The sequence below is a fragment of the Enterobacter cloacae complex sp. 2022EL-00981 genome, assembly GCF_028737495.1.
In the GTDB taxonomy this organism is placed as follows: Bacteria; Pseudomonadota; Gammaproteobacteria; order Enterobacterales; family Enterobacteriaceae; genus Enterobacter; species Enterobacter cloacae.
In genome coordinates, this window is sequence record NZ_JAQZRK010000014.1 from 62180 (window position 1) to 88536 (window position 26357).

The 26357-nt window shown below is 56.5% G+C and carries 25 protein-coding genes; 12 read left to right on the forward strand and 13 right to left on the reverse strand.

The annotated features are described in order from the left end of the window. Positions 1-73: 73 nt before the first annotated feature. Entirely contained in the window at positions 74-910 is an 837-nt protein-coding gene (gene rhaS / locus PUZ33_RS13795) for an HTH-type transcriptional activator RhaS (RefSeq protein ID WP_023621836.1), read from the reverse strand. Between the two features lie 301 nt (positions 911-1211). Here rhaS and rhaB point away from each other — a divergent pair, with 301 nt between their 5' ends. The 5 genes from rhaB (at position 1212) to rhaM (ending at position 6395) form a co-directional block, all read left to right on the forward strand. Next, positions 1212-2681 (forward strand): rhamnulokinase, encoded by a 1470-nt coding sequence (gene rhaB / locus PUZ33_RS13800; protein ID WP_058680499.1) that lies wholly within the window; start codon positions 1212-1214, stop codon positions 2679-2681. Next, a complete protein-coding gene (gene rhaA, locus PUZ33_RS13805; RefSeq protein WP_029882335.1) occupies positions 2678-3937 on the forward strand; it encodes an L-rhamnose isomerase in 1260 nt (419 codons plus the stop codon). The genes rhaB and rhaA overlap by 4 nt, the downstream gene beginning before the upstream one ends. Before the next feature lie 121 nt (positions 3938-4058). Beyond that, on the forward strand, positions 4059-4889 hold the full coding sequence (gene rhaD / locus PUZ33_RS13810; protein WP_023620510.1) for a rhamnulose-1-phosphate aldolase: 831 nt from the start codon (positions 4059-4061) through the stop codon (positions 4887-4889). A 46-nt stretch (positions 4890-4935) separates the two neighbouring features. Beyond that, positions 4936-6084, forward strand: a complete 1149-nt coding sequence (gene fucO / locus PUZ33_RS13815) for a lactaldehyde reductase (protein ID WP_058680498.1) — start codon at positions 4936-4938, stop codon at positions 6082-6084. Then, entirely contained in the window at positions 6081-6395 is a 315-nt protein-coding gene (rhaM, locus tag PUZ33_RS13820; RefSeq protein ID WP_013099341.1) for an L-rhamnose mutarotase, read from the forward strand. The genes fucO and rhaM overlap by 4 nt, the downstream gene beginning before the upstream one ends. On the opposite strand, the gene PUZ33_RS13825 is transcribed toward rhaM, so the two are convergent. From PUZ33_RS13825 to PUZ33_RS13840, 4 genes are all read right to left on the reverse strand, one after another. Then, positions 6383-7660, reverse strand: coding sequence for an MFS transporter (locus PUZ33_RS13825; protein WP_020686894.1), 1278 nt, complete (start codon positions 7658-7660; stop codon positions 6383-6385). The two genes, rhaM and PUZ33_RS13825, sit on opposite strands and share 13 nt — an antisense overlap. 44 nt (positions 7661-7704) lie before the next feature. Then, entirely contained in the window at positions 7705-9828 is a 2124-nt protein-coding gene (locus tag PUZ33_RS13830) for an alpha-galactosidase (protein ID WP_058680497.1), read from the reverse strand. A gap of 104 nt (positions 9829-9932) precedes the next feature. Beyond that, the gene (locus PUZ33_RS13835) at positions 9933-11027 is read right to left on the reverse strand and encodes a LacI family DNA-binding transcriptional regulator (RefSeq protein WP_255250413.1); all 1095 of its coding nucleotides are present in this window, start codon (positions 11025-11027) and stop codon (positions 9933-9935) included. After that, complete coding sequence (locus PUZ33_RS13840) at positions 10946-11494, reverse strand: helix-turn-helix domain-containing protein (protein WP_013099345.1); 549 nt, start codon at positions 11492-11494, stop codon at positions 10946-10948. The genes PUZ33_RS13835 and PUZ33_RS13840 overlap by 82 nt, the downstream gene beginning before the upstream one ends. Positions 11495-11595: 101 nt before the next feature. Between PUZ33_RS13840 and PUZ33_RS13845 the strand changes: the two genes are divergently transcribed. Further along, positions 11596-12255 carry an AzlC family ABC transporter permease gene (locus PUZ33_RS13845; protein WP_013099346.1) on the forward strand — a complete coding sequence of 220 codons (660 nt, stop codon included), beginning with the start codon at positions 11596-11598 and terminating at the stop codon, positions 12253-12255. After that, on the forward strand, positions 12255-12578 hold the full coding sequence (locus PUZ33_RS13850) for an AzlD domain-containing protein (RefSeq protein ID WP_020686891.1): 324 nt from the start codon (positions 12255-12257) through the stop codon (positions 12576-12578). Before PUZ33_RS13845 ends, PUZ33_RS13850 begins: the two co-directional genes overlap by 1 nt. Positions 12579-12617: 39 nt before the next feature. Here PUZ33_RS13850 and PUZ33_RS13855 read toward each other — a convergent pair whose 3' ends face one another. The 6 genes from PUZ33_RS13855 to fdhD all read right to left on the reverse strand — a co-directional run bounded on the left by PUZ33_RS13855 (position 12618) and on the right by fdhD (position 18674). After that, entirely contained in the window at positions 12618-13208 is a 591-nt protein-coding gene (locus PUZ33_RS13855; protein WP_058682055.1) for a hypothetical protein, read from the reverse strand. After that, positions 13199-15628, reverse strand: coding sequence for a fimbrial biogenesis outer membrane usher protein (locus tag PUZ33_RS13860; protein ID WP_058680496.1), 2430 nt, complete (start codon positions 15626-15628; stop codon positions 13199-13201). The genes PUZ33_RS13855 and PUZ33_RS13860 overlap by 10 nt, the downstream gene beginning before the upstream one ends. A gap of 20 nt (positions 15629-15648) precedes the next feature. Next, positions 15649-16332: a fimbria/pilus chaperone family protein gene (locus tag PUZ33_RS13865; protein WP_058680495.1), complete on the reverse strand. Its 684-nt coding sequence runs from the start codon at positions 16330-16332 to the stop codon at positions 15649-15651. 74 nt (positions 16333-16406) lie between these two features. After that, positions 16407-17105, reverse strand: coding sequence for a DUF1120 domain-containing protein (locus PUZ33_RS13870; protein ID WP_252107754.1), 699 nt, complete (start codon positions 17103-17105; stop codon positions 16407-16409). A gap of 405 nt (positions 17106-17510) precedes the next feature. Next, positions 17511-17723: a DUF1471 domain-containing protein gene (locus PUZ33_RS13875; protein WP_013099352.1), complete on the reverse strand. Its 213-nt coding sequence runs from the start codon at positions 17721-17723 to the stop codon at positions 17511-17513. A gap of 114 nt (positions 17724-17837) precedes the next feature. After that, on the reverse strand, positions 17838-18674 hold the full coding sequence (gene fdhD / locus PUZ33_RS13880) for a formate dehydrogenase accessory sulfurtransferase FdhD (RefSeq protein ID WP_058680493.1): 837 nt from the start codon (positions 18672-18674) through the stop codon (positions 17838-17840). Positions 18675-19057: 383 nt separating this feature from the next. On the opposite strand from fdhD, the gene fdnG reads away from it, so the two are divergent. Genes fdnG through fdhE form a run of 4 tightly spaced genes read left to right on the forward strand, consistent with a single transcriptional unit; the run spans position 19058 to position 24581 of the window. Continuing rightward, the gene (gene fdnG, locus PUZ33_RS13885) at positions 19058-22108 is read left to right on the forward strand and encodes a formate dehydrogenase-N subunit alpha (RefSeq protein ID WP_114078608.1); all 3051 of its coding nucleotides are present in this window, start codon (positions 19058-19060) and stop codon (positions 22106-22108) included. Positions 22109-22120: 12 nt separating this feature from the next. Beyond that, positions 22121-23023, forward strand: coding sequence for a formate dehydrogenase subunit beta (gene fdxH, locus PUZ33_RS13890; protein WP_014072386.1), 903 nt, complete (start codon positions 22121-22123; stop codon positions 23021-23023). Beyond that, positions 23020-23655 carry a formate dehydrogenase cytochrome b556 subunit gene (fdoI, locus tag PUZ33_RS13895; protein WP_013099357.1) on the forward strand — a complete coding sequence of 212 codons (636 nt, stop codon included), beginning with the start codon at positions 23020-23022 and terminating at the stop codon, positions 23653-23655. The genes fdxH and fdoI overlap by 4 nt, the downstream gene beginning before the upstream one ends. Beyond that, the gene (gene fdhE, locus PUZ33_RS13900) at positions 23652-24581 is read left to right on the forward strand and encodes a formate dehydrogenase accessory protein FdhE (protein WP_058680491.1); all 930 of its coding nucleotides are present in this window, start codon (positions 23652-23654) and stop codon (positions 24579-24581) included. The genes fdoI and fdhE overlap by 4 nt, the downstream gene beginning before the upstream one ends. A gap of 39 nt (positions 24582-24620) precedes the next feature. Here fdhE and PUZ33_RS13905 read toward each other — a convergent pair whose 3' ends face one another. Both PUZ33_RS13905 and PUZ33_RS13910 read right to left on the reverse strand, forming a co-directional pair. Then, positions 24621-24992, reverse strand: a complete 372-nt coding sequence (locus PUZ33_RS13905; protein WP_080398893.1) for a type II toxin-antitoxin system VapC family toxin — start codon at positions 24990-24992, stop codon at positions 24621-24623. 2 nt (positions 24993-24994) lie between these two features. Further along, positions 24995-25237: a ribbon-helix-helix domain-containing protein gene (locus PUZ33_RS13910; protein ID WP_020686881.1), complete on the reverse strand. Its 243-nt coding sequence runs from the start codon at positions 25235-25237 to the stop codon at positions 24995-24997. 199 nt (positions 25238-25436) lie between these two features. Between PUZ33_RS13910 and PUZ33_RS13915 the strand changes: the two genes are divergently transcribed. Beyond that, positions 25437-26354, forward strand: coding sequence for an alpha/beta hydrolase (locus PUZ33_RS13915; protein WP_058680490.1), 918 nt, complete (start codon positions 25437-25439; stop codon positions 26352-26354). The last annotated feature ends 3 nt before the right edge of the window (positions 26355-26357 follow it).

Consider the following 26357-nt stretch of genomic DNA (forward strand, 5'->3'; position numbering starts at 1 on the left):
ACCACAACCTCTACGGTGAATAACCGGACATTATTAGCCTTTTTGCGGCAATAAAACGGTGATTGCCTTCGCGTTACTGGAGTGAAGCATCCTTCCCCTGACGGATATCGCGCGGCGACCAGCTAAACTCGCGGCGAAAAAGGGTCGAAAAGTGATTACTGTCGCCGAAACCGCAGCGATAGGCGATATCCGTGACGCTTTCATCGGTATGACGTAAAAGATGACGCGCTTTAATCAGGCGCAGGCGATTGAGGTAGCGCTGGGGCGTCAGCCCGGTGTGTTGCTTGAGCTGACGATGGAGCGTGCGTAACGACAGCGAAAACTCATCCGCCAGCGTTTCCCAGCACACATCCTCGGCGAAATGGTCCTCCAGCCAGGCCATCAGTTGGTTCAGCCGCGCGTCGTTATTTGCCAGCCCTTCCACCAGAGAGCTGCGACGCAGCAGCACCAGCAGCTGCATAAACAGCAGCTCGCGGGTGGCAATGGCATGGGTCTCCTGCCCGTCCTCGCTCTGCTCCAGTTGATTCACCAGCTGGCGCACCTGCTGCAGCGTGGACTGATTCACCCGCCAGTGAGACGGGTAGTGCCCATCCTGCTCCTGAGGCAGGAGCTTATTCAACCCCGACAGAAACTGGAACGCGTCCGGCGAACGATAGAGCACGTTGGTCAGACACAGGTTGTCGGTGTGTTCATACAAATGCCTGTCGTGATCGCGCACGAAGCACACCATACCGCCGCTGATGGTGTACGGCTGACCGTTAAAGACATGAATGCCTGTCCCATGCTCGACAATCACAATTTCATGAAAATCATGATGATGTTCAGGAAACGCAGCCTGCGGGAGCCGTGGCTCAATCGCGACCGGAGACGTTCCCGACGGGAAAAAATCGACGCTGTGCAGTACGGTCATAACGGCCCCCACCAATGAGAAAAGTTCTCAAAATAGTAATTAAGGCCTTCCACACTCACCTTAAATTTTTGACAGCAAACGTCGCAAAAGCTGTCCATTTTTCAAGAAACAGACGGAAAAATCGGGAAATGCGGTCAGCGTCACATTGCCCGAAAACCCCGCCCTGACTGGAAATTGTGAACTCCCTCACGTTCATCTTTGCTTTCTTGCCAGCGCGAGATTCGGGCTGTCAGTGACGAGAAGGTGGTCTTTTCTTCCCTTTTTTACACTCAACACCAATGACTTAAGAAGGGACCTGACCATGACTTTTCGCCATTGTGTGGCTGTCGATTTAGGCGCATCCAGCGGCCGCGTAATGCTCGCCACCTGGGACTGCGGCCAGCACACACTTACGCTTCGCGAAATGCACCGTTTCGCCAACTGCCTGCAAAAACAGGACGGTTTTGATACCTGGGATATTGATGCCCTGGAAGCGGAGATCCGCACCGGGCTGAACAACGTCTGCAATGACGGGATACGCATCGACAGCATCGGCATTGATACCTGGGGGGTGGACTACGTTTTGCTCGACAGCCACGGCGACCGCGTCGGCCTGCCCGTCTCGTATCGCGACAGCCGCACCGACGGGCTGATGGCACACGCCATCGCGCAGCTTGGCAAGGACAACATCTATGGCCGCAGCGGCATTCAGTTTCTGCCCTTTAACACCCTGTATCAGCTGCGCGCGCTGGTTGAGCAGCAGCCGGAGCTGGTCAAAAAGGTGGCGCACGCGCTGCTGATCCCGGACTACTTAAGCTACCGGCTGACCGGCAACATGAACTGGGAATACACCAACGCCACCACCACGCAACTGGTCAACATCAACACCGACAGCTGGGATGAAACCCTGCTGGCCTGGACAGGCGCCTCATCTTCCTGGTTCGGCACGCCTACCCATCCGGGTAACGTGATCGGTTACTGGATTTGCCCACAGGGAAATGAAATCCCGGTGGTCGCTGTCGCCAGTCACGACACCGCCAGCGCGGTGATTGCCTCCCCGCTGGTCAGCAAAGATGCGGCTTACCTCTCTTCCGGCACCTGGTCGCTGATGGGCTTTGAGAGCAAAACGCCCTACACCAGCGACGCGGCAATGGCGGCGAACATCACTAACGAAGGCGGTGCCGAAGGCCGCTACCGCGTGCTGAAGAACATCATGGGCCTGTGGCTGCTCCAGCGAATGCTGAAAGAGCAGCACATTTCCGACCTGCCGGCGCTTATCGCAGAAACCGAAAAGCTGAAGGCCTGTACGTTCCTGATCAACCCGAACGACGACCGCTTTATTAATCCGGTGCATATGAGCGCTGAAATCCAGGCCGCCTGTTTTGAAGCCGGGCAGCCGGTGCCGTCCAGTCCTGCCGAGCTGGCGCGCTGCATTTTTGACAGCCTGGCCCTGCTCTACGCGGATGTTCTGAGCGAGCTGGCGAGCCTTCGCGGCAAACCGTTCAGCCAGCTGCATATCGTGGGCGGCGGCTGCCAGAACCAGCTGCTGAACCAGCTCTGCGCCGATGCCTGCGGCATCACCGTGGTGGCGGGTCCGGTGGAGGCCTCAACGCTCGGCAACATCGGTATTCAACTGATGACTCTGGACGAACTTTCAGACGTCGACGAATTCCGTTCGGTGGTCACCGCGAATACCCGCCTGACCACCTTTACCCCTAATCCCTGCCATGAAATTGCCCGCTACCGGGCGCAGTTTCAGCAAAAACGACTGACTAAGGAGCTTTGCGCATGACCACTCAACTTGAACAAGCCTGGGACCTGGCTAAACAGCGTTTCGCCGCCGTCGGCGTGGATGTCGACGCGGCGCTGCGCCAGCTCGACCGTCTGCCTGTCTCCATGCACTGCTGGCAGGGCGATGACGTCGCCGGCTTCGAGAACCCGGGCGGTTCTCTGACGGGTGGCATTCAGGCGACGGGTAACTACCCGGGCAAAGCGCGCAACGCCACCGAACTTCGTGCGGATCTGGAACTGGCGCTGAGCCTGATCCCGGGGCCAAAACGCCTGAACCTGCACGCGATCTATCTGGAGTCCGACGAGCCGGTAGCGCGCAACGCAATCAAACCGGAGCACTTTAAAAACTGGGTGGAATGGGCCAAAGCCAACAAGCTGGGTCTGGACTTTAACCCGTCCTGCTTCTCGCACCCGCTGAGCGCAGACGGGTTTACCCTTGCGCATGCCAACGACGAGATCCGTCAGTTCTGGATCGACCACGTTAAAGCCTGCCGGCGCGTCTCGGCCTGGTTTGGCGAGCAGCTTGGCACGCCGTCGGTGATGAACATCTGGATCCCGGACGGCATGAAAGACATCACCGTCGACCGTCTCGCCCCGCGTCAGCGCCTGCTGGCCGCGCTGGATGAGGCCATCAGCGAAAAACTCAACCCGGCGCACCACATCGACGCGGTGGAGAGCAAGCTGTTCGGCATTGGCGCGGAGAGCTACACCGTCGGCTCGAACGAGTTCTACATGGGTTACGCCACCAGCCGTCAGACCGCGTTGTGCCTGGACGCCGGTCACTTCCACCCCACAGAAGTGATCTCCGACAAAATCTCCGCCGCCATGCTCTTCGTGCCGCGCCTGCTGCTGCACGTCAGCCGTCCGGTGCGCTGGGACAGCGACCACGTGGTGCTGCTGGATGACGAAACCCAGGCGATTGCCAGCGAAATCATCCGTCATGACCTCTTCGACCGCGTGCACATTGGCCTCGACTTCTTCGATGCCTCTATCAACCGCATCGCGGCATGGGTGATCGGCACCCGCAATATGAAAAAAGCCCTGCTGCGCGCGCTGCTGGAGCCAACCGCAGCGCTGAAACAGCTGGAAGCAAACGGTGACTACACCGCGCGCCTGGCGCTACTGGAAGAGCAGAAATCCCTGCCGTGGCAGGCCGTGTGGGAGATGTACTGCCAGCGTAACGACACGCCGGCAGGCAGCCAGTGGCTGGAAAACGTGCGGGCGTATGAGAAAGACGTGCTGAGTCAGCGCGGGTAACTGCCCCCTCACCCCTGCCCTCTCCCCAAAGGGGAGAGGGAGCAAACCATCCCCTCTCCCCTTTGGGGAGAGGGTTAGGGTGAGGGGTTCAACCTCACCGCGATAACTGGAAAAGAAAACTATGCAGACCATCACCACCTCCTGGTTCGTCCAGGGCATGATCAAAGCCACCTCCGATGCCTGGCTGAAGGGCTGGGACGAGCGTAACGGCGGCAACCTGACGCTGCGCCTGGACGACGCGGATATCGAACCCTACACCGCCGATTTCCACCAGAAGCCGCGCTATATTGCCCTGAGCCAGCCCATGCCGCTGCTCGCCAACACGCCGTTTATCGTCACTGGCTCCGGCAAGTTCTTCCGTAACGTCCAGCTTGATCCTGAGGCCAACCTTGGCGTGGTGAAAGTGGACAGCGACGGCGCGGGCTACCACATCCTGTGGGGCCTGACCGATGAGGCGGTACCCACATCTGAACTGCCGGCACACTTCCTCTCCCACTGCGAGCGCATCAGGGCGACTGACGGCAAAGACCGCGTGATCATGCACTGCCACGCCACCAACCTGATCGCCCTGACCTATGTGCTGGAAAACAGCTCTGACTTCATCACCCGCAAGCTGTGGGAAGGCAGCACCGAGTGTCTGGTGGTCTTCCCGGACGGGGTCGGCATTCTGCCGTGGATGGTACCGGGCACCGACGAAATCGGCCAGGCGACCGCCAGAGATATGCAAAAACATTCGCTGGTGCTGTGGCCGTTCCACGGCGTCTTCGGCAGCGGCCCTACGCTTGATGAAACCTTCGGCCTGATCGACACCGCCGAGAAATCCGCTGAAGTGCTGGTAAAGGTTTATTCCATGGGCGGTATGAAGCAAACCATTACCCGCGAAGAACTTATTGCGCTCGGCAAGCGCTTCGGCGTAACCCCGCTCCGTTCAGCGCTGGAAATATATGCATAAACCCTCGCTGACCGGACGGTCCGGGCGATAGTTAAGGAGAATTATCATGAGCTTTATGTTGGCACTGCCAAAAATCAGCCTGCACGGCGCAGGCGCTATTGGCGACATGGTCAAGCTGGTGGCGAACAAACGGTGGGGCAAAGCGTTGATTGTCACCGACGGCCAGCTGGTGAAGCTGGGCCTGCTGGACAGTCTGTTTACCGCGCTGGATGCGCACCAGATGTCATATCAGCTGTTTGACGCGGTCTTTCCCAACCCGACGGAAGCGCTGGTGCAAAAAGGCTATGCAGCATACCGGGACGCGGAATGTGATTATCTTATCGCCTTTGGTGGCGGCAGCCCGATTGATACCGCCAAAGCGATTAAAATCCTCACCGCCAATCCGGGTCCGTCCACCGATTATTCCGGCGTCGGCAAGGTGAAAAACCCGGGCGTGCCGCTGGTGGCGATCAACACCACCGCAGGCACGGCGGCGGAGATGACCAGCAACGCGGTGATTATTGACTCCGCGCGTCAGGTGAAAGAGGTGATCATCGACCCGAACATCATTCCGGATATCGCCGTGGATGATGCCAGCGTGATGCTGGATATTCCTGCGTCCGTCACTGCCGCAACGGGAATGGATGCGTTAACGCACGCCATTGAAGCCTATGTGTCCGTTGGCGCGCACCCGCTGACCGATGCCAACGCGCTGGAAGCAATTCGCCTGATTAACCTCTGGCTGCCCAAAGCGGTCGACGACGGTCATAACCTGGAAGCACGCGAGCAGATGGCGTTTGGTCAGTATCTGGCGGGCATGGCGTTTAACAGTGCTGGCCTCGGCCTCGTACATGCCCTGGCGCACCAGCCGGGTGCGACGCACAATCTGCCGCACGGCGTGTGTAACGCCATCCTGCTGCCGATCATCGAAAACTTTAACCGCCCGAACGCCGTAGCACGGTTTGCTCGCGTGGCGCAGGCGATGGGCGTCGACACGCGCGGCATGAGCGACGAAGCGGCCAGTCTGTCAGCGATTCAGGCGATTCGCGACCTGAGCGCCCGCGTCGGCATTCCGTCCGGCTTCAGCCAGCTTGGTGTCACCAAAGCCGATATCGAAGGCTGGCTGGATAAAGCCCTCGCCGACCCGTGCGCGCCATGCAACCCGCGCACCGCCAGCCGCGACGAGGTGCGTGAGCTGTATCTGGAGGCATTATGATCCGCAAAGCCTTTGTGATGCAGGTAAACCCGGACGCGCACGAGGAGTACGCGCGTCGCCACAACCCCATCTGGCCCGAACTGGAAGCGGTGCTGAAGGACCACGGCGCGCACCACTACGCCATTTATCTCGACCGGGAACGTAACCTGCTGTTTGCCACCGTAGAGATTGAATCGGAGGAGCGCTGGAACGCGGTCGCGAATACCGATGTCTGCCAGCGCTGGTGGAAACACATGCGTGATGTAATGCCGTCGAACCCGGACAACAGCCCGGTGAGTACCGGGCTGGAAGAGGTGTTTTATCTGGACTGACTGGTTAACGCTGCCGCGCCCGCGGCAGCGGCTATCTCCTGCCTGCTGCTCAGCGTAAACGCCGACACCATCGTGATCGCCAGCACGAAGCAGCCCAGCATCAGATACGTCTCCTGGAAGCCGATCCGGTCATACATATTTCCGGCAAAGGCGGAGAGGAAAATGGCCGCTGATTGTTTGGCAAACTGAAAGCCAATCAGATAGATAGTGGCCGAGAGTCGCGTATCAAACACGCCGGTGATGTACTTGAATGCCCCCACCAGCAGGAACGGGACTTCCAGCGCGTGCAGCATTTTCAGGGCGATGACCTCCACGGCGGTGGTGGCAAACGACGAGCCGATGATGCGAGTCGCCATAATCAACCCGGCGATCAGCAGCGTATTTTTCGCGCCAATACGGTTAATGATCCACGGCGAGCAGAACATAATGATGGCGTTACAGATCTCCCCCGCCGTCGTCGCGAAACCAAAGGCGCGAGTGCCCTCCTGCGGCGTGGCGAAGAAGGTTTTGAAGAAGGTGGCGAACTGCTGATCAAAAACGTCATAGACGCAGGCCACGCCAATCACGTACAGAATAAACATCCACATTCTGCGCTGACGGAACAGGTTAAAGACCGTTTTCGCGGTGATCTGCGGCTGGTTGGCCCCCAGGGCATTCATCACCTGTGCCGTCTGATTGGGCTTCGGCTTTGCGACCACCAGCAGCAGCATCAGCAACAGCGCCGCCGCCGAGCCCATCCAGAAAACATACGACGGATCGATGCCAAACAGGATGCCCCCCGTTGAGGCGCACAATCCCCAGCCGAGGCAGCCGAACATGCGCGCCTTGCCGTATTCAAAGGCGCTGTTGCGGCTCACGCGTTCGATATAGGCCTCGATCGCCCCGGACCCGGCCGAGAAAACAAAGCCGATATACAGCCCGCCGCTCAGCGCACCCAGCCAGATGTTGGTTTTCAGCAGCGGCGCGAAGACGTACAGGAAGAAAGGCGCGAACAGAAACAGCAGTACAGAGATAATCCACAGCAGATGCTTTTTCAGCCCCAGCTTGTCCGAAATCACCCCCAGCACCGGCTGGAAGGCGATAGCCGACAGCGAAATGCAGGAGAAAACAATGCCGGTATGGGTTTTGTTCAGGCCGATGATGTCCGACAGCCAGATAGGCAGGAACGGAAAGCAGGTGGCCATGATGAAGAAGTAGAGAAAGAAGAACAGCCCGAAGATCCAGAAGTTAGGGTTGTCTTTGTGGGTACAGGTTGTTGTGTTCATTATTTTTATCCTCAACGGAGGGCCAGTTTCCCGGCCCGTCACCCTTACACGCGTTCCACACCAATCAGAATGGCGGTTTCCGGATCGAGAATCGGCAGCGCAATACCCGCCTGCATCAGCCACTCACCGTTCACCGTTTGCGGTGTCTCCATCCATGCCGGCAGCTTGCGCATGGTGTGCCCGCCCTCTCCCGTAATCTGAATATTCGGGTGATCGAGCAGCGAGATACGGTACTGCGCGCTGGCCTCCAGCCCCGGCATGCGCAGCGGCATCATCAGGGTATAATCCGGCATCGCGAGCTGGCTGACGATAAACAGTCCCTGCGACTTGTCTTCGCTCACGATCCCCTGTGCCAGCGTGGTGGCGTCCGGCATATCCACGCGCCACTGGGTGCCGTGGTGGATCACCTCGCGCCACTGCTTGTGCAGCGCAGCGTAATGGTGATAACCTTCGCGCTCTTTCTCATCGACGGTGAGCGGATCCAGCTCCAGCCCCATATGGCCAAACAGCGCCGTCAGGCCGCGGAAGGCAATGCTGTGCTGGCGGAACGTCGCGTGGCATTTATGATGACCGATATGCGCGCCCATCACCTCCGGCGGGAAGAAGTAGCTCATGCCGCGCTGAATAGCGTTGCGCTCCAGCGCGTCGTTGTTGTCGGACGCCCAAAAGCGATGGCAGCGGGTCAGCACCTCGTAATCGATTCGTCCGCCACCGGAGGAGCAGGATTCAAATTCAATATGCGGGAAACGCTCGCCCAGCACATCTAAAAGTCGATAAAACTGGCGGGTCTGCGCGTCGGCGGCGGCTCTGCCGTTATGGCCAGGCTGCACCAGCTCGCGGTTCATATCCCATTTCACATAATCAACCGCATGCTCGCCCAGCAGCCAGCTCATGCGCTCCACCAGGTAATCAAACGCTTGCGGGATGTTCAGGTTGAGCACCAACTGGTGTCGTCCGGTCGCCTGCGCGTATCCCGGCAGCGCCAGAACCCAGTCAGGATGCGCGCGGTAGAGATCGGAATCCGGGTTGATCATCTCCGGTTCAATCCAGATGCCGAACTCCATCCCGAGGTTTTTGACGTGGTCGATCACTGGCCGCAGGCCGTTCGGGTATTTTTTCTCATCCAGATACCAGTCGCCCAACGCAGCATGGTCGTCGTTGCGCCCTTTAAACCAGCCGTCGTCGATGATAAAGCGTTCCACACCCAGCGCGGCCGCCTCGTCAGCCATACGCATGATGTAGTTCGGATCATGGTTGAAGTAGATCCCCTCCCAGGTGTTGAGATGGACCGGACGCGGTTTGTTTTCCGGGAAACGGATGATGTTGTCGCGCAGGTAGCGGTGAAACTGCTGGCTCATGCCGTTCAGCCCGTGCGCGGAGTAGCTCGCATAAAGGCGTGGCGTCCAGAGCGTTTGTCCCTCTTCCAGCGCCATCTCTCCTGGCAGGTAGAGCGCTTCCGCTTGCAGATAGCGACGGCCATCGGTTTTGGCTTCAGCGCGAAGGCGATGGTTGCCGCTCCAGCCCAGATGAACACCCCAGACATCGCCGTGCATTTCGCTGAACGACGGCGTGCCTGAAATGAGCGCCGGGAAGTGTTCGTGAGACGTTCTACCCCGGCGGTTCTCAATCACAAAGCTGTCATGCTCCAGCATGACGCGGTGCGGCTGGAATTCACGGATCCAGCGGCCATGAAACGCCATCACCTCCCGGGCGCGCTCCGCCACGGGCAGCGTGACGGCAAAACGGTCCACCTGCCACGCCTGCGATTTCAGGTTGGTTACGCCGTGCCGCACGACCAGCACGCCGCTGGCGTCCAGCGCCAGCTCGCTGGTCAGGCGCAGGCCCGCATGTTCATCTTCTGCCGTTATCGTCAGGGTTTGTCCCTGCTGCTGCACGTCCGTGGTGCTGAAAACCGGGGAACCATCCAGCCCCTGCCGGTGCCCCTCAATGCCGGGTGAACCAAACAGGCCGTGTCCAGGTTCAGCCATCAGCGTAACCGGGGAATCCACGTCGAGCCTGCCGTTAGCCACCGGGCGTTCGAGCGTAGCGGCATCCTGCGGCGAAAAGTGCTGAAGGTGCGGCCCCCAGTAAAGAATTTCGGCAAACGGGTGCGTTTTTATCACCACGTCCACCGTGTTGCTTACGAGTCGAAAAACGGAATCTTGCATCAGACATCTCCAGTCATCGGGATGTCCTGAGTGTTGATCCGAAACGTTTCGGATACAAACCAAAACGTTTCGGATCTGTGATCGGCTTTGGAATTTTGCGTGGTTTACGCCGTCTGGCCTGGGGAGAATTCCGGCTGCCAGAGCACCTGAAGAGTGTCGATGTCGTCGCCGTTAATCAGCTGGCGCACCATATCGGCAATCTGTTTCCCGACGCCCTGACGGGTAGACTGGATCACCGCCGCCACGTCGATATCGACGATGCTGTCCTGGGGCAAACCGTCGTAGACCACCAGCGATACGGCATTCTCGCCGGTTAAACGGCCAAGCTGTGCCAGCGCCATTGCCGCACCGTCGCCGTGGGTGTTGCAGTCGGTGATGATGGCCGTGGGGGGTTGCGGCAGAGAGAGCAGCTCTTTTGTTGTGGCGTAGCCGACCCGGCGGGAAGGCGGCATGGCGCGCAGCCACTCGCTGGACAGCCCGGCTTCACGCAGCGCATCCAGATACCCCTGGCGACGCTGGGTGATGAACGCCTGGTTGTTACTTTCGCCGAGCAAAGCAATACGCTGATGGCCTTTTTCGATCAGCCAGCGGGTGGCCTGATACGTACCGGCGTAGTTGTCAAAATCAAACCATGCATAGGGCTGCGGCAGCTGACTGCGTCCGAGAGCCAGAAAGGGGAACCCGGCAGCCTGAAGCTGCTCCAGGCGCGGATCGTGATCCAGCGTGTGCGCCACAATCAGCGCATCCACGCGACGGCTTTGCACCATGCGCATATAGCTGTGTTTATCGGCCAGATCGTCATCGGCAATCAGCAGGAGATCGATTTCATGTCGCGCAAGTTCGTGGCTAATTTCGCCGACCATGTCCATAAATACGCTGTTATTGAGCGGAACAGGATGTACCGGGAAAACCAGCCCAACCGCGTCGATCTTGCCCATCTTCAGACGACGGGCAAAGGTATTAGGACGATAGCCGCGTCGCTGGGCTTCCGCTTCCACGCGGGCGCGCGTCTCGCTGGAGACGTCGTCATATCCGTTGAGGGCACGACTGACGGTGGTAACCGAAAGCCCCAGTTCTTTGGCGATAGCTTTAAGCGACATGCGTTTCCGTTTCCTGGTTAATTTTGTTCCGCCACCAGTAGCGCGTAGGTGTCTGGCTCCAGGGCCTTGAAGATATGCGGTTCGTCGGCGGGATAGCAAATGTAATCCCCTGCCTCCAGCACCTCCGCGGCATCAAGCAGACCGACCAGCGCCCGGCCCTGGGTCACAATAATATGTTCAACTGACCCCGGTGAATGGGGCTGGGAAATACGATCGGCACCTGGCTGGGTGATGAGCAGGTAGACATCGCGCCGTGCGCCCGGGGGGCATGCCGCCAGCAGAATGGCTTCGTAATTGGCCTGCCCGGCGACCACTTTTGTGCCTTCACCGCGGCGGATCACCTGCGTGGTCGGCTGCTGGGGCTCCAGCAACCGTGCAAAGGGAATATCCAGCGCCACACAAAGCGACCACAGCGTCTCAAGGCTGGGATTGCCATTGCCGGACTCCAGCTGCGAAAGTGTGGATTTGGCGATACCGGCACGGCGGGCAATTTCCGCCAGTGAAAGTCCGGTTCGCAGGCGTTCTCGCACCAGACTTTTGGCGATCACGCTGATTGGCTGCGTCATAAACGGCCTCTTGTTCTATAAATCGAACGATTCGTTCATCTTGTAAACCGAATCTGATCCGTTCATTATAATGGATACACGTTCGATATGGCTAAAATTGTATGAAACGTTCTCTCTCTTGCCTGAAAGGCGACACCATCAAAGCAATTATCCTCGTTTGCCTCGCCGTTGGCGTGGTGGGGATGTCATACGGCTCGCTGGCGATGGCCTACGGTTTTCCGCTGTGGGTACCGTTTGTACTGTCTATTACCGTGCTGGCGGGGGCCTCGGAGTTTATGTTTATCGGTATCGTGGCGAGCGGGGGTAACCCACTGGCGGCGGCCGCGGCCGGGCTGCTGGTGAACGCCCGCCATGTGCCGTTTGGCGTTACGGTGCGCGAGCTGGTGGGTAAACGCGGTTTAAGTTTTTTGGGCTGCCACATCATGAACGACGAAAGCGTGGTGTTTGGGCTGTCGCAAAAAACCCCGGAGCAGCGCAAAACGGCCTACTGGCTGTGCGGCCTGGGCGTTGCCATTCTCTGGCCGCTGGGTACCCTGCTGGGTGCCATGGTCGGAAAACTGTTGCCGGCCCCGGAAACCATCGGGCTGGACGCGGTATTTCCGGCCATTTTGCTGGCCTTAGTGGTTCCGGCGTTTAAAAACCGCACCACGCTTATCCGCGCCTGCAGCGGCGCCGCCCTGTCGCTGGCCGCTGTACCGTTCGCTCCGGTGGGCTTACCGGTACTGCTCTCTTTACTCGGTCTCGCCGCGAGGAAAAAATAATGGAAAACATGACCCTCTTTATCCTCGGTATCGCCATTCTGTCAGCAGGGACCTATCTGATGCGTCTTGGCGGGGCGAAACTGGGTAGCCGACTGGCGCTGTCCGAGCGATCTCAGGCACTGCTGTCGGATGCGGCAACGGTGTTGCTGTTTTCCGTGGCGCTGGCGACCACCTTCTATGAAGGGGAACATTTCGCCGGGATGGCGCGGGTGCTGGGCGTGGCGTTTGCGGTGTTTCTGGCCTGGCGAAAAATGCCGTTAATTGTGGTGATCGTGGCGGCGGCGGTCGTTACGGCGCTGCTGCGTCTGGCGGGCATGGCATAAAAAAGCCCGACAGCACGCGTCCGTCGGGCAAGGCGGCGTTTACTGCGCCGCGAGGGTAACGTAATTCACCGTCAGCATTTCTTCGAGTTCCGCCGTGTTGCCGGTCCTGAACGCGTTATCGTTCAGATAAGTGACCACCGAGAGCGTAACAACCAGCTGTTTGCCCGCCACCTCGCTGCCGTTCACCGCCACAAGCGACGTATCCGGTGGCAGCGTAACCTCCGCTGCACCCGCGGTGACCTGCGCCGCGCCACGCGGCACGGCCGCCAACTGCACGGCACCATTATCCATGCGGGCCTCTTTCGCCGTGATTTTCAGCACACCGTTGTCGCTAAAGCGATACGCTTTATTTCCACGGGCCGGGCCGTCCACCTGCAGACGGATCTTGCGCGCGTCCGGGCAGATCACCGACACCTGGATCTCACGTTCTGACGAGGCATAACCCCGGTACGTTTTTCCGGCAATATCCGTGCTGACCTCGCGCATCGCCTCCCGACGCAGCAGACCATTATTGATACTCTTTACTGACGAAACCACCTGACACTCTTCTTCTGCCAGGACGAAGGGAGCATGGCTGAGGGCGACGCAGGCCAGCAGCAGTAAACACGTGCGACGAATAATCAGAGACATTTTCCGTTTATCTCCTCGTAGAATTGAGTGGGATCCGCTTCCGGCAAGGTGAAACTCAGCGTGCAACGGCCAGTATCCTGCTTCGCATACAGCGTCTGGCTGGCGGAAATATCATTCAGGAAAATGATGCCGTCTTCCGGTGCAGAGGTGATGTATTCCCCTTTCCCGTTCACGACAGAGACGCCTTTCGGTAACGGCGTGCCGTCCGCGCGCGTAATGTTCAGCAGCACGCGGCGCTGGCTCAGCGTGGTGAACTTCCAGTGAGCAAATGCTCCGTGGGAGGCCTTCAGCGACGCATGACCGTTGCTGACGTCCACATTGCCCGGCAGGCTTTGGGTATCTATTTCAACCGTACTTTCGCTGAACGGTGTCAGGGCGGGCACAACCGCTCTGCCCCATTTGTCCGTCCAGACGTTACCGCGCGGGGTACCTATCGCCACCCCGGCAACGGGCTTGTCCAGCGCCACTACCGCATAGGTATCTGTTATCGGATAAGGTGAGAAGGTGACGCCATCACCGTGCGCGACAATGCCGCCGCTCAGCGCGATCGAGGAGTTACGGTTACTTTCATTGTCACCGCCAATCCCCAACGCGAGCGTGGTGTAGTGCAGGTTACTGTTCAGCGAACCATCCCAGTTGGTTACGCTGTCATCGTGATCCTGAGAGACGCCCACCGTGTAAGTGTTTTCATCGTTAAAAGACCCCATGGCGCGGGTCCCGTAAGAAGCTTTACCCTCGTTTTCACGGTACCAGCTGTTGGTGGACACGCCGGTGCGGCCCAGCGGCACAGAGACGTTCACATAAAACATATCGCTGTCGCTGGTGTACTTATCACCGTGGCTGATGTCTGATTCCCAGTTTACGCTGACGTTAAAATAGCGGAACGACCGCGACCATGACGAAATGATGCGGCGGCTGTCGTATTCGCTGTTCCAGGTCTGGTTGTTGTAATAGCTCAGAGAGAAACGGCCCAGCGTCGGGTTCGACCAGCTCACGCCAACGTTGGTGTCGTATTTTGTGGTCGAGTAGTCATCGTCATCGCTGTATAACTCCTGCATTTCACGATACTTCGGCGTACCGTAGCTCCCGCCAAGGGACAGGCCGAGCCCCCACGGTAAGGCGTAGCCGAGATCCAGCGTGGTTTTGTTACCGTCGGTTTGCGAGAGGTTATCAATGGAGCCGAGAAAACCCAGCGAGGCATACATATGCTGCATCGGCACGGTGTCAATGTTGGCGGAGAAACCGTAATAGTGATTATCTGCCATCACCATGCCGGCGAGAAAGTTCATCCGGTTGTTAATGGACCAGCCGTTTGATGCGGCGACAATCCACGGCTGCGTAAAGTTTGTCTCCATGTCCTCTGCACGCCCGACGGCCAGTGAAAACCCCGGCGCACGGCCCACGTGGTTGCTACGGAAGGTGCTGGCGGAAACCGTAAAATGGCTTTCGCTGCCGTCGGTTTCTGTCACCGTGACCTTTAAATCCGTGTTCAGGTTAGCAACCGGCACATCGCTTAAGGTGAACGGCCCGGCTGGCACCAGCGTGGAGAAGATCAGCTGTCCACCCTGGCGAATGTCCACGCGCGCCTGGGCGTTGCGGGCAATACCGCTCACCTCAATACCGCTGCTGTAGCCCGGCAGGAGAGCGTTATCCGGCATCATCTGTACGCCATAGATGCCGGGGATACTGAAGCGGCTGTTGGCGATGTTAATTTGCCCCCCCTGCACCATCACGCCGTAGTCGGTAAAGGTGCGCTGTGCATAGGTGTAGAGCGAGTCGCTCTCGAACGACATGCCGCTGCCGTCGCTGATAAACTGCGAACTGCGCACAATCCAGTCGCCTGCGTTAAAGCCAAATTCAAACGAAGACTGAAAGCGATCGGACTTATCATCATCAAAGTCGTAATGGGTGCCAAACATGGAGTAGTTCAGCATAGCCGCGCGTCCGCCACGCACGTCAGCCACCTGGCGGCCACTTTCAGGGTTAATGGCCTCCGGCGGAACAACCAGTGAAATTTCGTCTACGTCTGGAGAAGTGACGACCGTTGCGTTTTTCCAGTACTGGTGAATTGAAGGGCACGTTTCACGCTTGAGTTTTTTATATAACCCGGCGGCGTCCAGAAATTCCCCATCAATACACGGAAGACCTTCATCATTAAATTTCACGGGCATAATGCCGCGCTTTTTGCCGTTAATCAGCACGGTGACATTATGGTAACCCGGCATAAATCGCGGGGCGACGGCATAATAGTCAGCAATAGCCGGATCGAGGCCATTTTCTTTTAACGCCTGGGTATCGAAAAACGCTCTTGCCAGCTCCATAGTGGGCGCTGCCGTTGGCAGAATCTCTGCACGAATTCCGAATGCCACCGCGCTCAGGCAAAATGCCAGCACGCCTGTTTTACAGGGGGAAATTTTCATGGCCACTCCGTCGGGTATTATTATTTTACTTCAGCAACATAAGAACTGGCTTTATAGCCAAAGCGGGTAGCAGGGTACATTTCTACTTTGTTATTCTGCCCGGATATTTTGTTTTCTGACGTCGCTATCATCGTCTGGCCGGGAAGAATATAGCTTTTGTCAAATTTGACCTTAATTCCCGATGGTAATAACGTGGCGTTTTGCTCCATACGCACCACATAAGGCGTATCGTTTACCACCGTCAGGCTGCCGTTTTGAATCTGCCAGCGCAGATCTTTCCACGGCTCCATATTCACGTCGAGACCCGCCGGGTGAATAATGACCGGGAGATTCTGGCTGAACACCATTTTCACTTTATTCTGCTCTCGTTGCGGAATAGTGGAAAAAATGACGCGTTTTAAGTGTTCTGTTTTTAATTTTTCCGCGCTGTCTTTTAAGACAAAGCGGACACGCTGCGTTTTACCGGCATTTACACGCACCACCGGTTGAGTGACAATAACACCGGGTGTGGGATCGTCCGGTAAATCGACAATGCGGGTATAAAGAAGCTGGGCGGTATCGTCGCTATTTTTCACATCCATGCTCGCTCCCCGCTCGTCTTCGTTAATTAACAGCAGGGAAGTATCTGGCACCATACCGGCGGCAAATGTCTGCAACGACGAAAACAGGCAAACGCAGAGCAACGTTTTTTTAGAGAGAATCATAATATTAGTCCGTTAATATTGATGGAGACTGCTCCCCTAATCAGAGGAGCAGTGAATTATCAGCACTGTGATAATCAGAGGTAAACCAGCTCAACGTTGGTTAAACCGTCCAGCGTCACCTCATCCGTGACGTTTAAATCGTTGGTTGGGTTAATTGTGGCGCTTACAGCAACTTTGAAGTTGATCTTGCTTTGAGCAGAAAGCTCGGTACCCGATCTCTCCGTACTAAATCCATATATTTCAGAGTTATTGCTGGTAATTTGCGTATAGTCGACACCTTTAGTGCCCCAGATTTTACCAGCGTCTACGCTCACCATTGGGTAAAGTGAGTCGCCATTAGCGTTGGTGTTAACACCTTGCGTGCGGGATATCGCTAATGTATAGGCACCAATTTTTTTATCATTATACAATCCCAGGCCAAACACATAAGCTGGCGAACCGGCAAAACCATTACCCACGTTGATACTTTCTGTTGGGGAAGAGTCGTCACGCGAATCGGTAAACTTCACCGCAACACGCGTGGCTTCCTCACAGGTAATGGTAACGGGAATTTCTTTCATATCCGCCAGCGGGGTTACACTTGTCGAATTGAGAGAAGAAACTTTCATGGTACCGAAGTCAGCCACACCGCCACCGCTTGGGAAGGCTGGGGTACATGATGATGGAAGGATTTTACCTGTTACTTTAATATCAATGCGTTGTGCAGCCATAGCTGTATTAACCGACAGGGCTAACGCTGTAACCAGCATTCCTTTTTTGATCAGTGCGTTCATTCAATTTCCTTATTAAGGTGAAATACAAAAGAAAGCCAAATGCCGACATTTGGCCGAGGGTATCGATAAGCAATGTTAATTGCCGGAAAATACCAGCATCAATAACCGCTATCAATTGTCTGACCCATCTTTAGGATTTAGACCTGAGGAATTCCTTAACTATTAAGATCAATTATTTGGAATATGAATGTAAATAGCGCCAGCGGCTTAAAAGCATTGAAGGGAATTATGTTATCGACAGTCTTATCAGACAAATTATTTAAGAGGGTTATTTAACGATAAGCGTTAAACAGGAATAACAATTGAGAAGAGGGGGGAAGTATCGCCTTTGCAAGCGAGAAGCAGGATGGCTTTATGTTTACACCTGTCCCCGCTCCGAAGAGCAAGGGACAGTGGCAACACAACTTATTTGTTCAGTTCCGCAGTCATATGTACGCGGTTACCAGAGAATGCCTGAGTAATTTTGTAAGAGGACGCGCCCGCTTCCTGAGCCTGAGCGGCGATTTTCGCTTCTGCGCCATCCAGCGTGGAGGCGGAGGCGGTGACAGTCTGTGCAGCGAAAGAACCGAATGAAGCAGCCAGAGCGATTACAGCGACAAAAGTTTTGATGCTTTTCATGATATAAACCCTTTCGTTAAGTTGTTTTGGTAAGGCACCGTGCCTTGATGAGATAAATACTAGACCTCATGACCGACAACTAAAAGCGGAAGGATTTGCTATTATCATTCAAAATTACTGATCAACAATTAAACGCTGAGGATGCGTGTAAACGGTAGCCCTTCCCGGTTTGCAGAAGCCGACCAGCGTCAGGTTACAACGCTCTGCCACCTCTACCGCCAGCGTCGTCGCCGCCGAGACCGCAAACAGGATTTCGACGCCGCACATCGCAGACTTTTGCACCATCTCGTAGCTGGCGCGGCTGGAAACCAGCGCTGCGCCCTGCTGCCAGAGATCGCTCTCCCGCGCCCGACGCCCCATCAGTTTATCCAGTGCCACGTGACGTCCCACGTCTTCATGCCCACCGGCGATCTCGCCTGATGGCAGAACCCATGCCGCCGCATGCGTACAGCCGCTCAACTGGCCGATGGGCTGCACGTCGTTGAGGTGGGCAAGCGCGTGGTCGAGGTTGGCCAGATTGAAGGTCTGCGTAAAGGGCAGCGGCGCGACAGGTTTGCCGATATCGTTCAGTTGCTCAACGCCACAGACGCCGCACCCTGTTCGCCCGGCCAACGCGCGACGACGCTCCTTCAGCCCCATAAAGCGACGACTGGAGAGTTCGATCTGCACTTCCAGACCGTTGCAGGCCTGAATCACATCCATGCCGTAAATGTCCTGCGGATGCGCAATGATGCCTTCCGAGAGCGAAAACCCGATGGCGAACAGTTCAAGATCTTTTGGCGACGCCATCATCACAACGTGCGAGATACCGTTGTACACCAGGGCGACGGGGACTTCTTCCGCCAGAAAATCGGGCGTGGCGTGGGTAATGTGAGGGGGTCGATGTACCGACAGCTCCACAATGCCTGCTGGCAGCGGTGACGAGTGGGTAGCACGGTTTTGTTTAGACACAACGGTTTTCCTGAACAACCACGGAGGTGAGCCTGCTATTGCAGCATAAACCGCAGGCCTTACGCATAGTATGGATCAACTTTTCAGCACCCAACCGCCTCAAGTTTACCTACTCATTCTGGAGAGGTGCAACCGGCGCCATGCTACACCCCTGTAACATGCGGGGTTAATAATGTGATTGATATCACACTTTATAATCAACACGGTGATAATACGTTCACTTTGTATTAACGCCATTGGAACAGGCGTACCGACATTGTGGTATTCTGGTGATATCCCCCGGAGAAATGAGGGATTAACGCAAATTTTTCTCCTTTGCGGTCATTATTCAACCGCGAAGTCAAAACTACATATGTAAGCAATGTCGAAACAAGGAGTGACCCATGCAGGTCAGCAGAAGGCAGTTCTTTAAGATCTGCGCTGGCGGTATGGCAGGCACCACGGCAGCGGCACTGGGCTTTGCGCCTGGCGTAGCGCTGGCGGAAACGCGGCAGTATAAACTGCTGCGCACCCGTGAAACCCGTAATACCTGTACGTACTGCTCTGTCGGTTGCGGGCTGTTAATGTATAGCCTCGGCGACGGTGCTAAAAACGCCAAAGCGTCTATCTTCCACATCGAAGGCGACCCGGACCACCCGGTCAACCGCGGCGCGCTGTGCCCGAAAGGGGCCGGTCTGGTGGACTTTATCCACTCCGAAAGCCGTCTGAAATTCCCGGAATATCGCGCGCCTGGCTCTGATAAATGGCAGCAAATCAGCTGGGAAGAAGCATTTGACCGCATCGCTAAACTGATTAAAGAAGACCGCGATGCCAACTTTATTGCGAAGAACGCCGACGGCGTGACGGTCAACCGCTGGCTCTCCACCGGGATGCTCTGTGCATCAGCTTCCAGTAACGAAACCGGCTATTTAACCCAGAAATTCACGCGCGCACTCGGTATGCTCGCGGTCGACAACCAGGCGCGTGTCTGACACGGACCAACGGTAGCAAGTCTTGCTCCAACATTTGGTCGCGGTGCGATGACCAACCACTGGGTCGACATCAAGAACGCCAACCTCATTGTGGTGATGGGCGGTAACGCCGCTGAAGCGCACCCTGTCGGGTTCCGCTGGGCGATGGAAGCCAAAATCCACAACGGTGCGAAACTGATTGTGATCGATCCCCGCTTTACGCGTACGGCGTCAGTGGCGGATTTCTACACCCCTATTCGTTCAGGTACTGACATCACTTTCCTGTCAGGCGTATTGCTGTACCTGATGACCAACGAAAAATATAACCGCGAATACACCGAAGCCTATACCAACGCCAGCCTGATCGTGCGTGAGGATTACCACTTCGAAGATGGCCTGTTCAGCGGTTACGACGCCGAAAAACGCAAGTACGACAAAACCAGCTGGAACTACGAGCTGGACGAGAAAGGCTTTGCGAAGCGCGACACCACCCTGCAACACCCGCGCTGCGTGTGGAACCTGCTGAAAGAGCACGTTTCTCGCTATACGCCGGACGTTGTTGAGAACATCTGTGGTACGCCAAAGGCTGACTTCCTGAAGGTCTGCGAGCTTATCGCCGAAACCAGCGCGAAAGACAAAACCGCGTCGTTCCTGTATGCCCTCGGCTGGACGCAACACTCCATTGGTGCGCAGAACATCCGTACCATGGCGATGGTTCAGCTGCTGCTCGGCAACATGGGGATGGCAGGCGGCGGCGTGAACGCCCTGCGCGGTCACTCCAACATTCAGGGTCTGACCGACCTCGGCCTGCTGTCACAAAGCCTGACAGGTTATATGAACCTGCCAAGCGAGAAACAACCGGACCTGCAAACCTACCTGACAGCCAGCACGCCAAAACCGCTGCTTGAAGGCCAGGTGAACTACTGGGGCAACTATCCGAAGTTCTTCGTCTCGCTGATGAAAGCCTTCTACGGCGACAAAGCGACGGCGGAAAACAGCTGGGGCTTTGACTGGCTGCCGAAGTGGGACAAAGGTTACGACGTGCTGCAGTACTTCGAGATGATGCACCAGGGTCAGGTCAACGGCTACATTTGCCAGGGCTTTAACCCGGTCGCCTCGTTCCCGAACAAGAACAAGGTTGTCGAGTCTCTGTCGAAACTGAAGTTCCTGATTACCATCGACCCGCTCAACACCGAGACCTCGACCTTCTGGCAGAACCACGGTGAATCGAACGACGTCGATCCGTCAAAAATTCAGACCGAAGTATTCCGTCTGCCATCAACCTGCTTCGCGGAAGAGAACGGTTCTATCGTCAACTCTGGCCGCTGGTTGCAGTGGCACTGGAAAGGTGCGGACGCCCCGGGCATCGCCATGAACGACGGCGAGATCCTGGCCGGTATCTTCTTACGCCTGCGTAAGATGTACGCGGCAGAAGGCGGCGCGAACCCGGAACCGGTTCTGAACATGACCTGGAACTACTCGACGCCGGAGAATCCATCCCCGGAAGAAGTGGCGATGGAGAGCAACGGTAAGGCGCTGGCGGACGTTATCGACCCGGCCACCGGTACCGTGCTGGCGAAGAAAGGCGATCAGCTCAGCACTTTCGCGCACCTGCGTGATGACGGCACCACCTCAAGCGGTTGCTGGATCTTTACCGGTAGCTGGACGCCGAAAGGCAACCAGATGGCCAACCGCGATAACGCTGACCCATCGGGCCTTGGCAATACGCTGGGCTGGGCTTGGGCATGGCCGCTGAACCGCCGCATTCTCTATAACCGTGCCTCCGCTGACCCGCAGGGCAACCCGTGGGATCCGAAGCGTCAGCTTCTGAAATGGGACGGCGCGAAATGGGGCGGCGTGGATATTCCGGACTACAGCACTGCCGCACCAGGCAGCGATGTCGGGCCGTTTATCATGCAGCCTGAAGGCATGGGACGCCTGTTTGCCATCGATAAAATGGCGGAAGGGCCGTTCCCGGAACACTACGAGCCGTTTGAAACGCCGCTGGGTACTAACCCGCTGCACCCGAACGTGGTCTCTAACCCGGCTGCCCGTATCTTTAAGGGCGACTTTGAAGCGCTGGGTAAAAAAGACAAGTTCCCGTATGTGGGCACCACTTACCGTCTGACCGAGCACTTCCACTACTGGACCAAGCACGCGCTACTTAACGCCATCGCGCAGCCGGAACAGTTTGTGGAGATCGGCGAGAAGCTGGCGAACAAGCTCGGCATTGCCCATGGCGATACCGTGAAGGTCTCCTCCAACCGTGGCTATATCAAGGCCAAGGCGGTAGTGACCAAGCGTATTCGCACGCTGAACGTTCACGGTCAGCAGGTGGATACCATCGGTATTCCGATTCACTGGGGTTATGAGGGCGTGGCGAAGAAAGGGTTCATTGCGAACACCCTGACGCCATTCGTCGGTGATGCGAACACGCAGACGCCGGAGTTTAAGGCCTTCCTCGTGAACGTGGAAAAGGTGTAACGGAGACGACTTATGGCTTATCAATCTCAGGACATTATCCGTCGTTCCGCGACTAACGGTTTCACGCCCGCGCCTCAGGCGCGGGACCACCAGCAGGAAGTGGCGAAACTTATCGACGTGACCACCTGTATCGGCTGTAAAGCCTGTCAGGTGGCCTGTTCAGAGTGGAACGACATCCGTGACGAAGTGGGTCACAACGTCGGGGTGTACGACAACCCGGCAGACCTGACCGCCAAGTCCTGGACGGTGATGCGTTTCTCTGAAGTGGAGCAGAACGACAAACTGGAATGGCTTATCCGCAAAGACGGCTGTATGCACTGTGCGGATCCGGGCTGCCTGAAGGCGTGTCCGTCAGAAGGGGCTATCATTCAGTATGCCAACGGCATTGTCGACTTCCAGTCCGAGCAGTGCATCGGCTGCGGCTACTGCATCGCGGGCTGCCCGTTTGACGTGCCGCGACTGAACCCGGAAGACAACCGCGTCTACAAATGTACGCTGTGCGTTGACCGCGTGAACGTTGGCCAGGAGCCAGCCTGCGTGAAAACCTGTCCAACCGGCGCCATCCACTTTGGCTCCAAAGAGGATATGAAAACGCTGGCGGCCGAACGCGTGGGTGAACTGAAAACCCGTGGTTACGATAACGCTGGCCTGTACGATCCGGCTGGTGTGGGCGGTACGCACGTGATGTACGTGTTGCACCATGCCGACAAGCCGAATCTGTATCACGGCCTGCCGGAGAACCCGGAAATCAGCGCCACCGTGAAGTTCTGGAAAGGCATCTGGAAACCGCTGGCAGCGGTAGGCTTTGCTGCCACCTTCGCAGCGAGCATCTTCCACTACGTCGGCGTCGGTCCGAACCGCGCGGAAGAGGAAGACGACAACCTGCATGAAGAGAAAGACGAGGTGCGCAAATGAAAAAACGTGACACCATCGTGCGCTACACCGCGCCGGAACGCATCAACCACTGGGTCACCGCCTTCTGCTTTATGCTGGCGGCGATAAGCGGGCTGGGGTTCTTCTTCCCGTCCTTCAACTGGCTGATGCAGATACTGGGTACGCCACAGCTGGCGCGCATCCTTCACCCGTTCGTGGGTGTGGTGATGTTTGCCTCGTTTATCATCATGTTTTTCCGTTACTGGCACCATAACCTAATCAATCGGGATGATATCTTTTGGGCGAAGAATATTCGTAAGATCGTCGTCAACGAGGAAGTGGGTGACACCGGGCGTTATAACTTCGGCCAGAAGTGCGTATTCTGGGCGGCGATTATCTTCCTGGTCCTGTTGCTGGTGAGCGGCGTGATCATCTGGCGTCCGTACTTTGCGCCAGCTTTCTCAATCCCGGTGATCCGATTCGCGCTGATGCTGCATTCATTTGCCGCAGTGGCGTTAATTGTGGTTATCATGGTGCATATTTACGCCGCCCTCTGGGTGAAAGGCACCATTACCGCGATGGTGGAAGGATGGGTAACCAAAACGTGGGCGAAGAAACATCACCCGCGCTGGTACCGTGAAGTCCGCCAGAAACAGGAAAAGTCATCTGAATGAGTATTCGCATAATCCCGCAAGATGAGCTGGGGTCGAGCGAGAAACGCACGGCGGAATATATTCCGCCGTTGTTATTCCCCAGACTCAAGAACCTCTACAACCGCCGTGCAGAGCGCCTGCGCGAGCTGGCAGAGAACAACCCGCTGGGCGATTTTCTGCGTTTTGCCGCGCTGGTTGCCCATGCGCAGGAAGTGGTGCTGTACGACCACCCGCTGCAAATGAATCTGACTGCGCGCATCAAAGAAGCCAGTGAGCAGGGCAAGCCGCCGCTGGATATTCACGTCCTGCCGCGTGACAAGCACTGGCATAAGCTGCTGCATTCTCTGATTGCCGAGCTGAAGCCCGAGATGAGCGGCACCGCGCTGGCGGTCATTGAGAACCTGGAAAAAGCCTCCGATCAGGAGCTGGAAGAGATGGCGAGCGCGCTGTTTGCCTCTGACTTCTCGCTGGTCAGCAGCGATAAAGCGCCGTTTATCTGGGCTGCGCTGTCGCTCTACTGGGCCCAAATGGCCAGCCTGATCCCCGGTAAAGCGCGCGCCGAATACGGCGAAGCGCGCCAGTTCTGTCCGGTGTGTGGCTCAATGCCGGTCTCCAGCATGGTACAGATCGGCACCACCCAGGGGCTGCGCTACCTGCATTGCAACCTGTGTGAAACCGAGTGGCATGTGGTGCGCGTGAAGTGCAGCAACTGCGAGCAGACCCGCGATCTGAACTACTGGTCGCTGGAAAATGAAGACGCGGCGGTGAAGGCCGAAAGCTGCGGCGACTGCGGGACCTACCTGAAGATTCTGTATCAGGAAAAAGACCCGAAAGTCGAAGCGGTGGCCGACGATCTCGCCTCGTTGATTCTGGACGCCAAAATGGAGCAAGAGGGCTTTGCCCGTAGCTCTATCAACCCGTTCCTGTTCCCGGGTGAAGGGGAGTAATCTCCGGTAATAGTGCCGGGCGGCGCAAGCTTGCCCGGCCTACAGTTGATAAGGCGTAACGACCTCATCAATACCCGAAAAATCTTTCGTATTTCGAGAAATCAACGGACATTTTCTGCTCTGGGCTGTGGCCAGAATGATGGCATCAGGCAGTTTCATTCCATGCTTTTCACGCAGTAAAACGCTTCTTTCCGCGATATCCCGAGACACATCAATAATTTCGAAAGCGCCCATCACGGCTGCCGTTTTCGCTTCATGACCATGCCTGCGTGCGCCCACCATCACCTCCATCCAGGTAATTAAGCTAACGGCTCGATGTGACGCGGCATGATCAATCGCATCCGCAGCTTCGACACGGTTGTTGAAGAGATCAATGAGAATATTGGTATCAAACACGGCCATATTATTCATGATCACCATTCCTCACGCAGCTTACGTTCATACTCCAGTCCGTCTTCTTTCTTGTCTCCCCACAAGCCAAGCGCAGCGCGGATAACAGACGAACTCTGCTGGTCGAGATACAGCTCTATCGCCTCCCGTAGCAGCTCAGCGCGCGGCTGATTTCGCAGTTGCTTGAGGTTATCCAGCCGTTGAATCACGTCATCAGATAAATCGATCAGTATTCTGCCCATATCCAGTTCCGCCAAAACACTCATATATCACCTTAGTATATCATCTGCGGTTAATTTTCAGGCAAAATACACCTTATCAATTTAGGGTTAAAGGGCATTTTTTCGAGAGTAATCAATTTTGCGAGCCGCTTTCCATATCGTTCGCATCCTCAGATTTCGCTGTTTTCATCTGCACTAAATCAGGCTATAAATCTGTATATACATACAGCAAAAGGACATCACCATGGCACTGGAAAAGGGTATTGATAAGCTTGTGCAGGATTTTATCGCTGCAGGCCGACCTGGCGCGCGTAAGCAGAGTATTGATGACCGGAGAGCCGGATATGTAGCCAGCACTGTACTTGCCGGCGAGACCGAAACCCGCGTGCAGGTTGAAACGCTTGTCATTGATGGCCTTACCTTTCGGGTATTCTCGCCTCTCAATGTCTCTGAAACGTTACCTTGTGCCCTCTACTACCATGGCGGTTGTTTTGTCAGCGGTGGGTTTGCAACCCATGACAATCAGCTCCGCCAGCTGGCGTTTTACGGTCAGTGTCGGGTGATTGCGGTTCAGTACAGGCTGGCACCGGAGCATACCTTCCCCGCTGCGCATGACGATGCAGAGAGAGCGGCGGAGCTTGTCTGGCAACATGCAGAAAAAGTCGGCGTGGATAAAAACCGCATCACGCTTTGTGGTGACAGTGCAGGCGGCCATCTGGCGCTGGTCACCGCGCTGCGGCTCAAGGCTAAAACACAGTGGAATCCGGCCCAGCTTATCCTTATCTACCCCATGCTCGACGCCACAGCCAGCTTTGCAAGCTACACCCATAATGGGCAGGACTACGTTATCACGCGCGATACGCTGCTGAGTGGTTATGACATGTACCTGGCAGAGACAGACCGCCGGGACCCTGAAGCCAGCCCACTCTGGCGGGATGATTTCAACGGCCTGCCGCCGGTACATATTATTACCGCCGAGTACGATCCGCTATGCGACGAGGGTCAGGCACTTTATCAACATATGACAGAACAAGGGGTTATTTGCACAGCGCAGCATTGGCTGGGTGTCATCCACGGCTTCTTCCAGCTTGCCGGCGTCAGTCCATCAGCACGAGACGTTCTTCGGGACATCGCCTGGCGGATCAACTCCGCCCGGCGATAACAA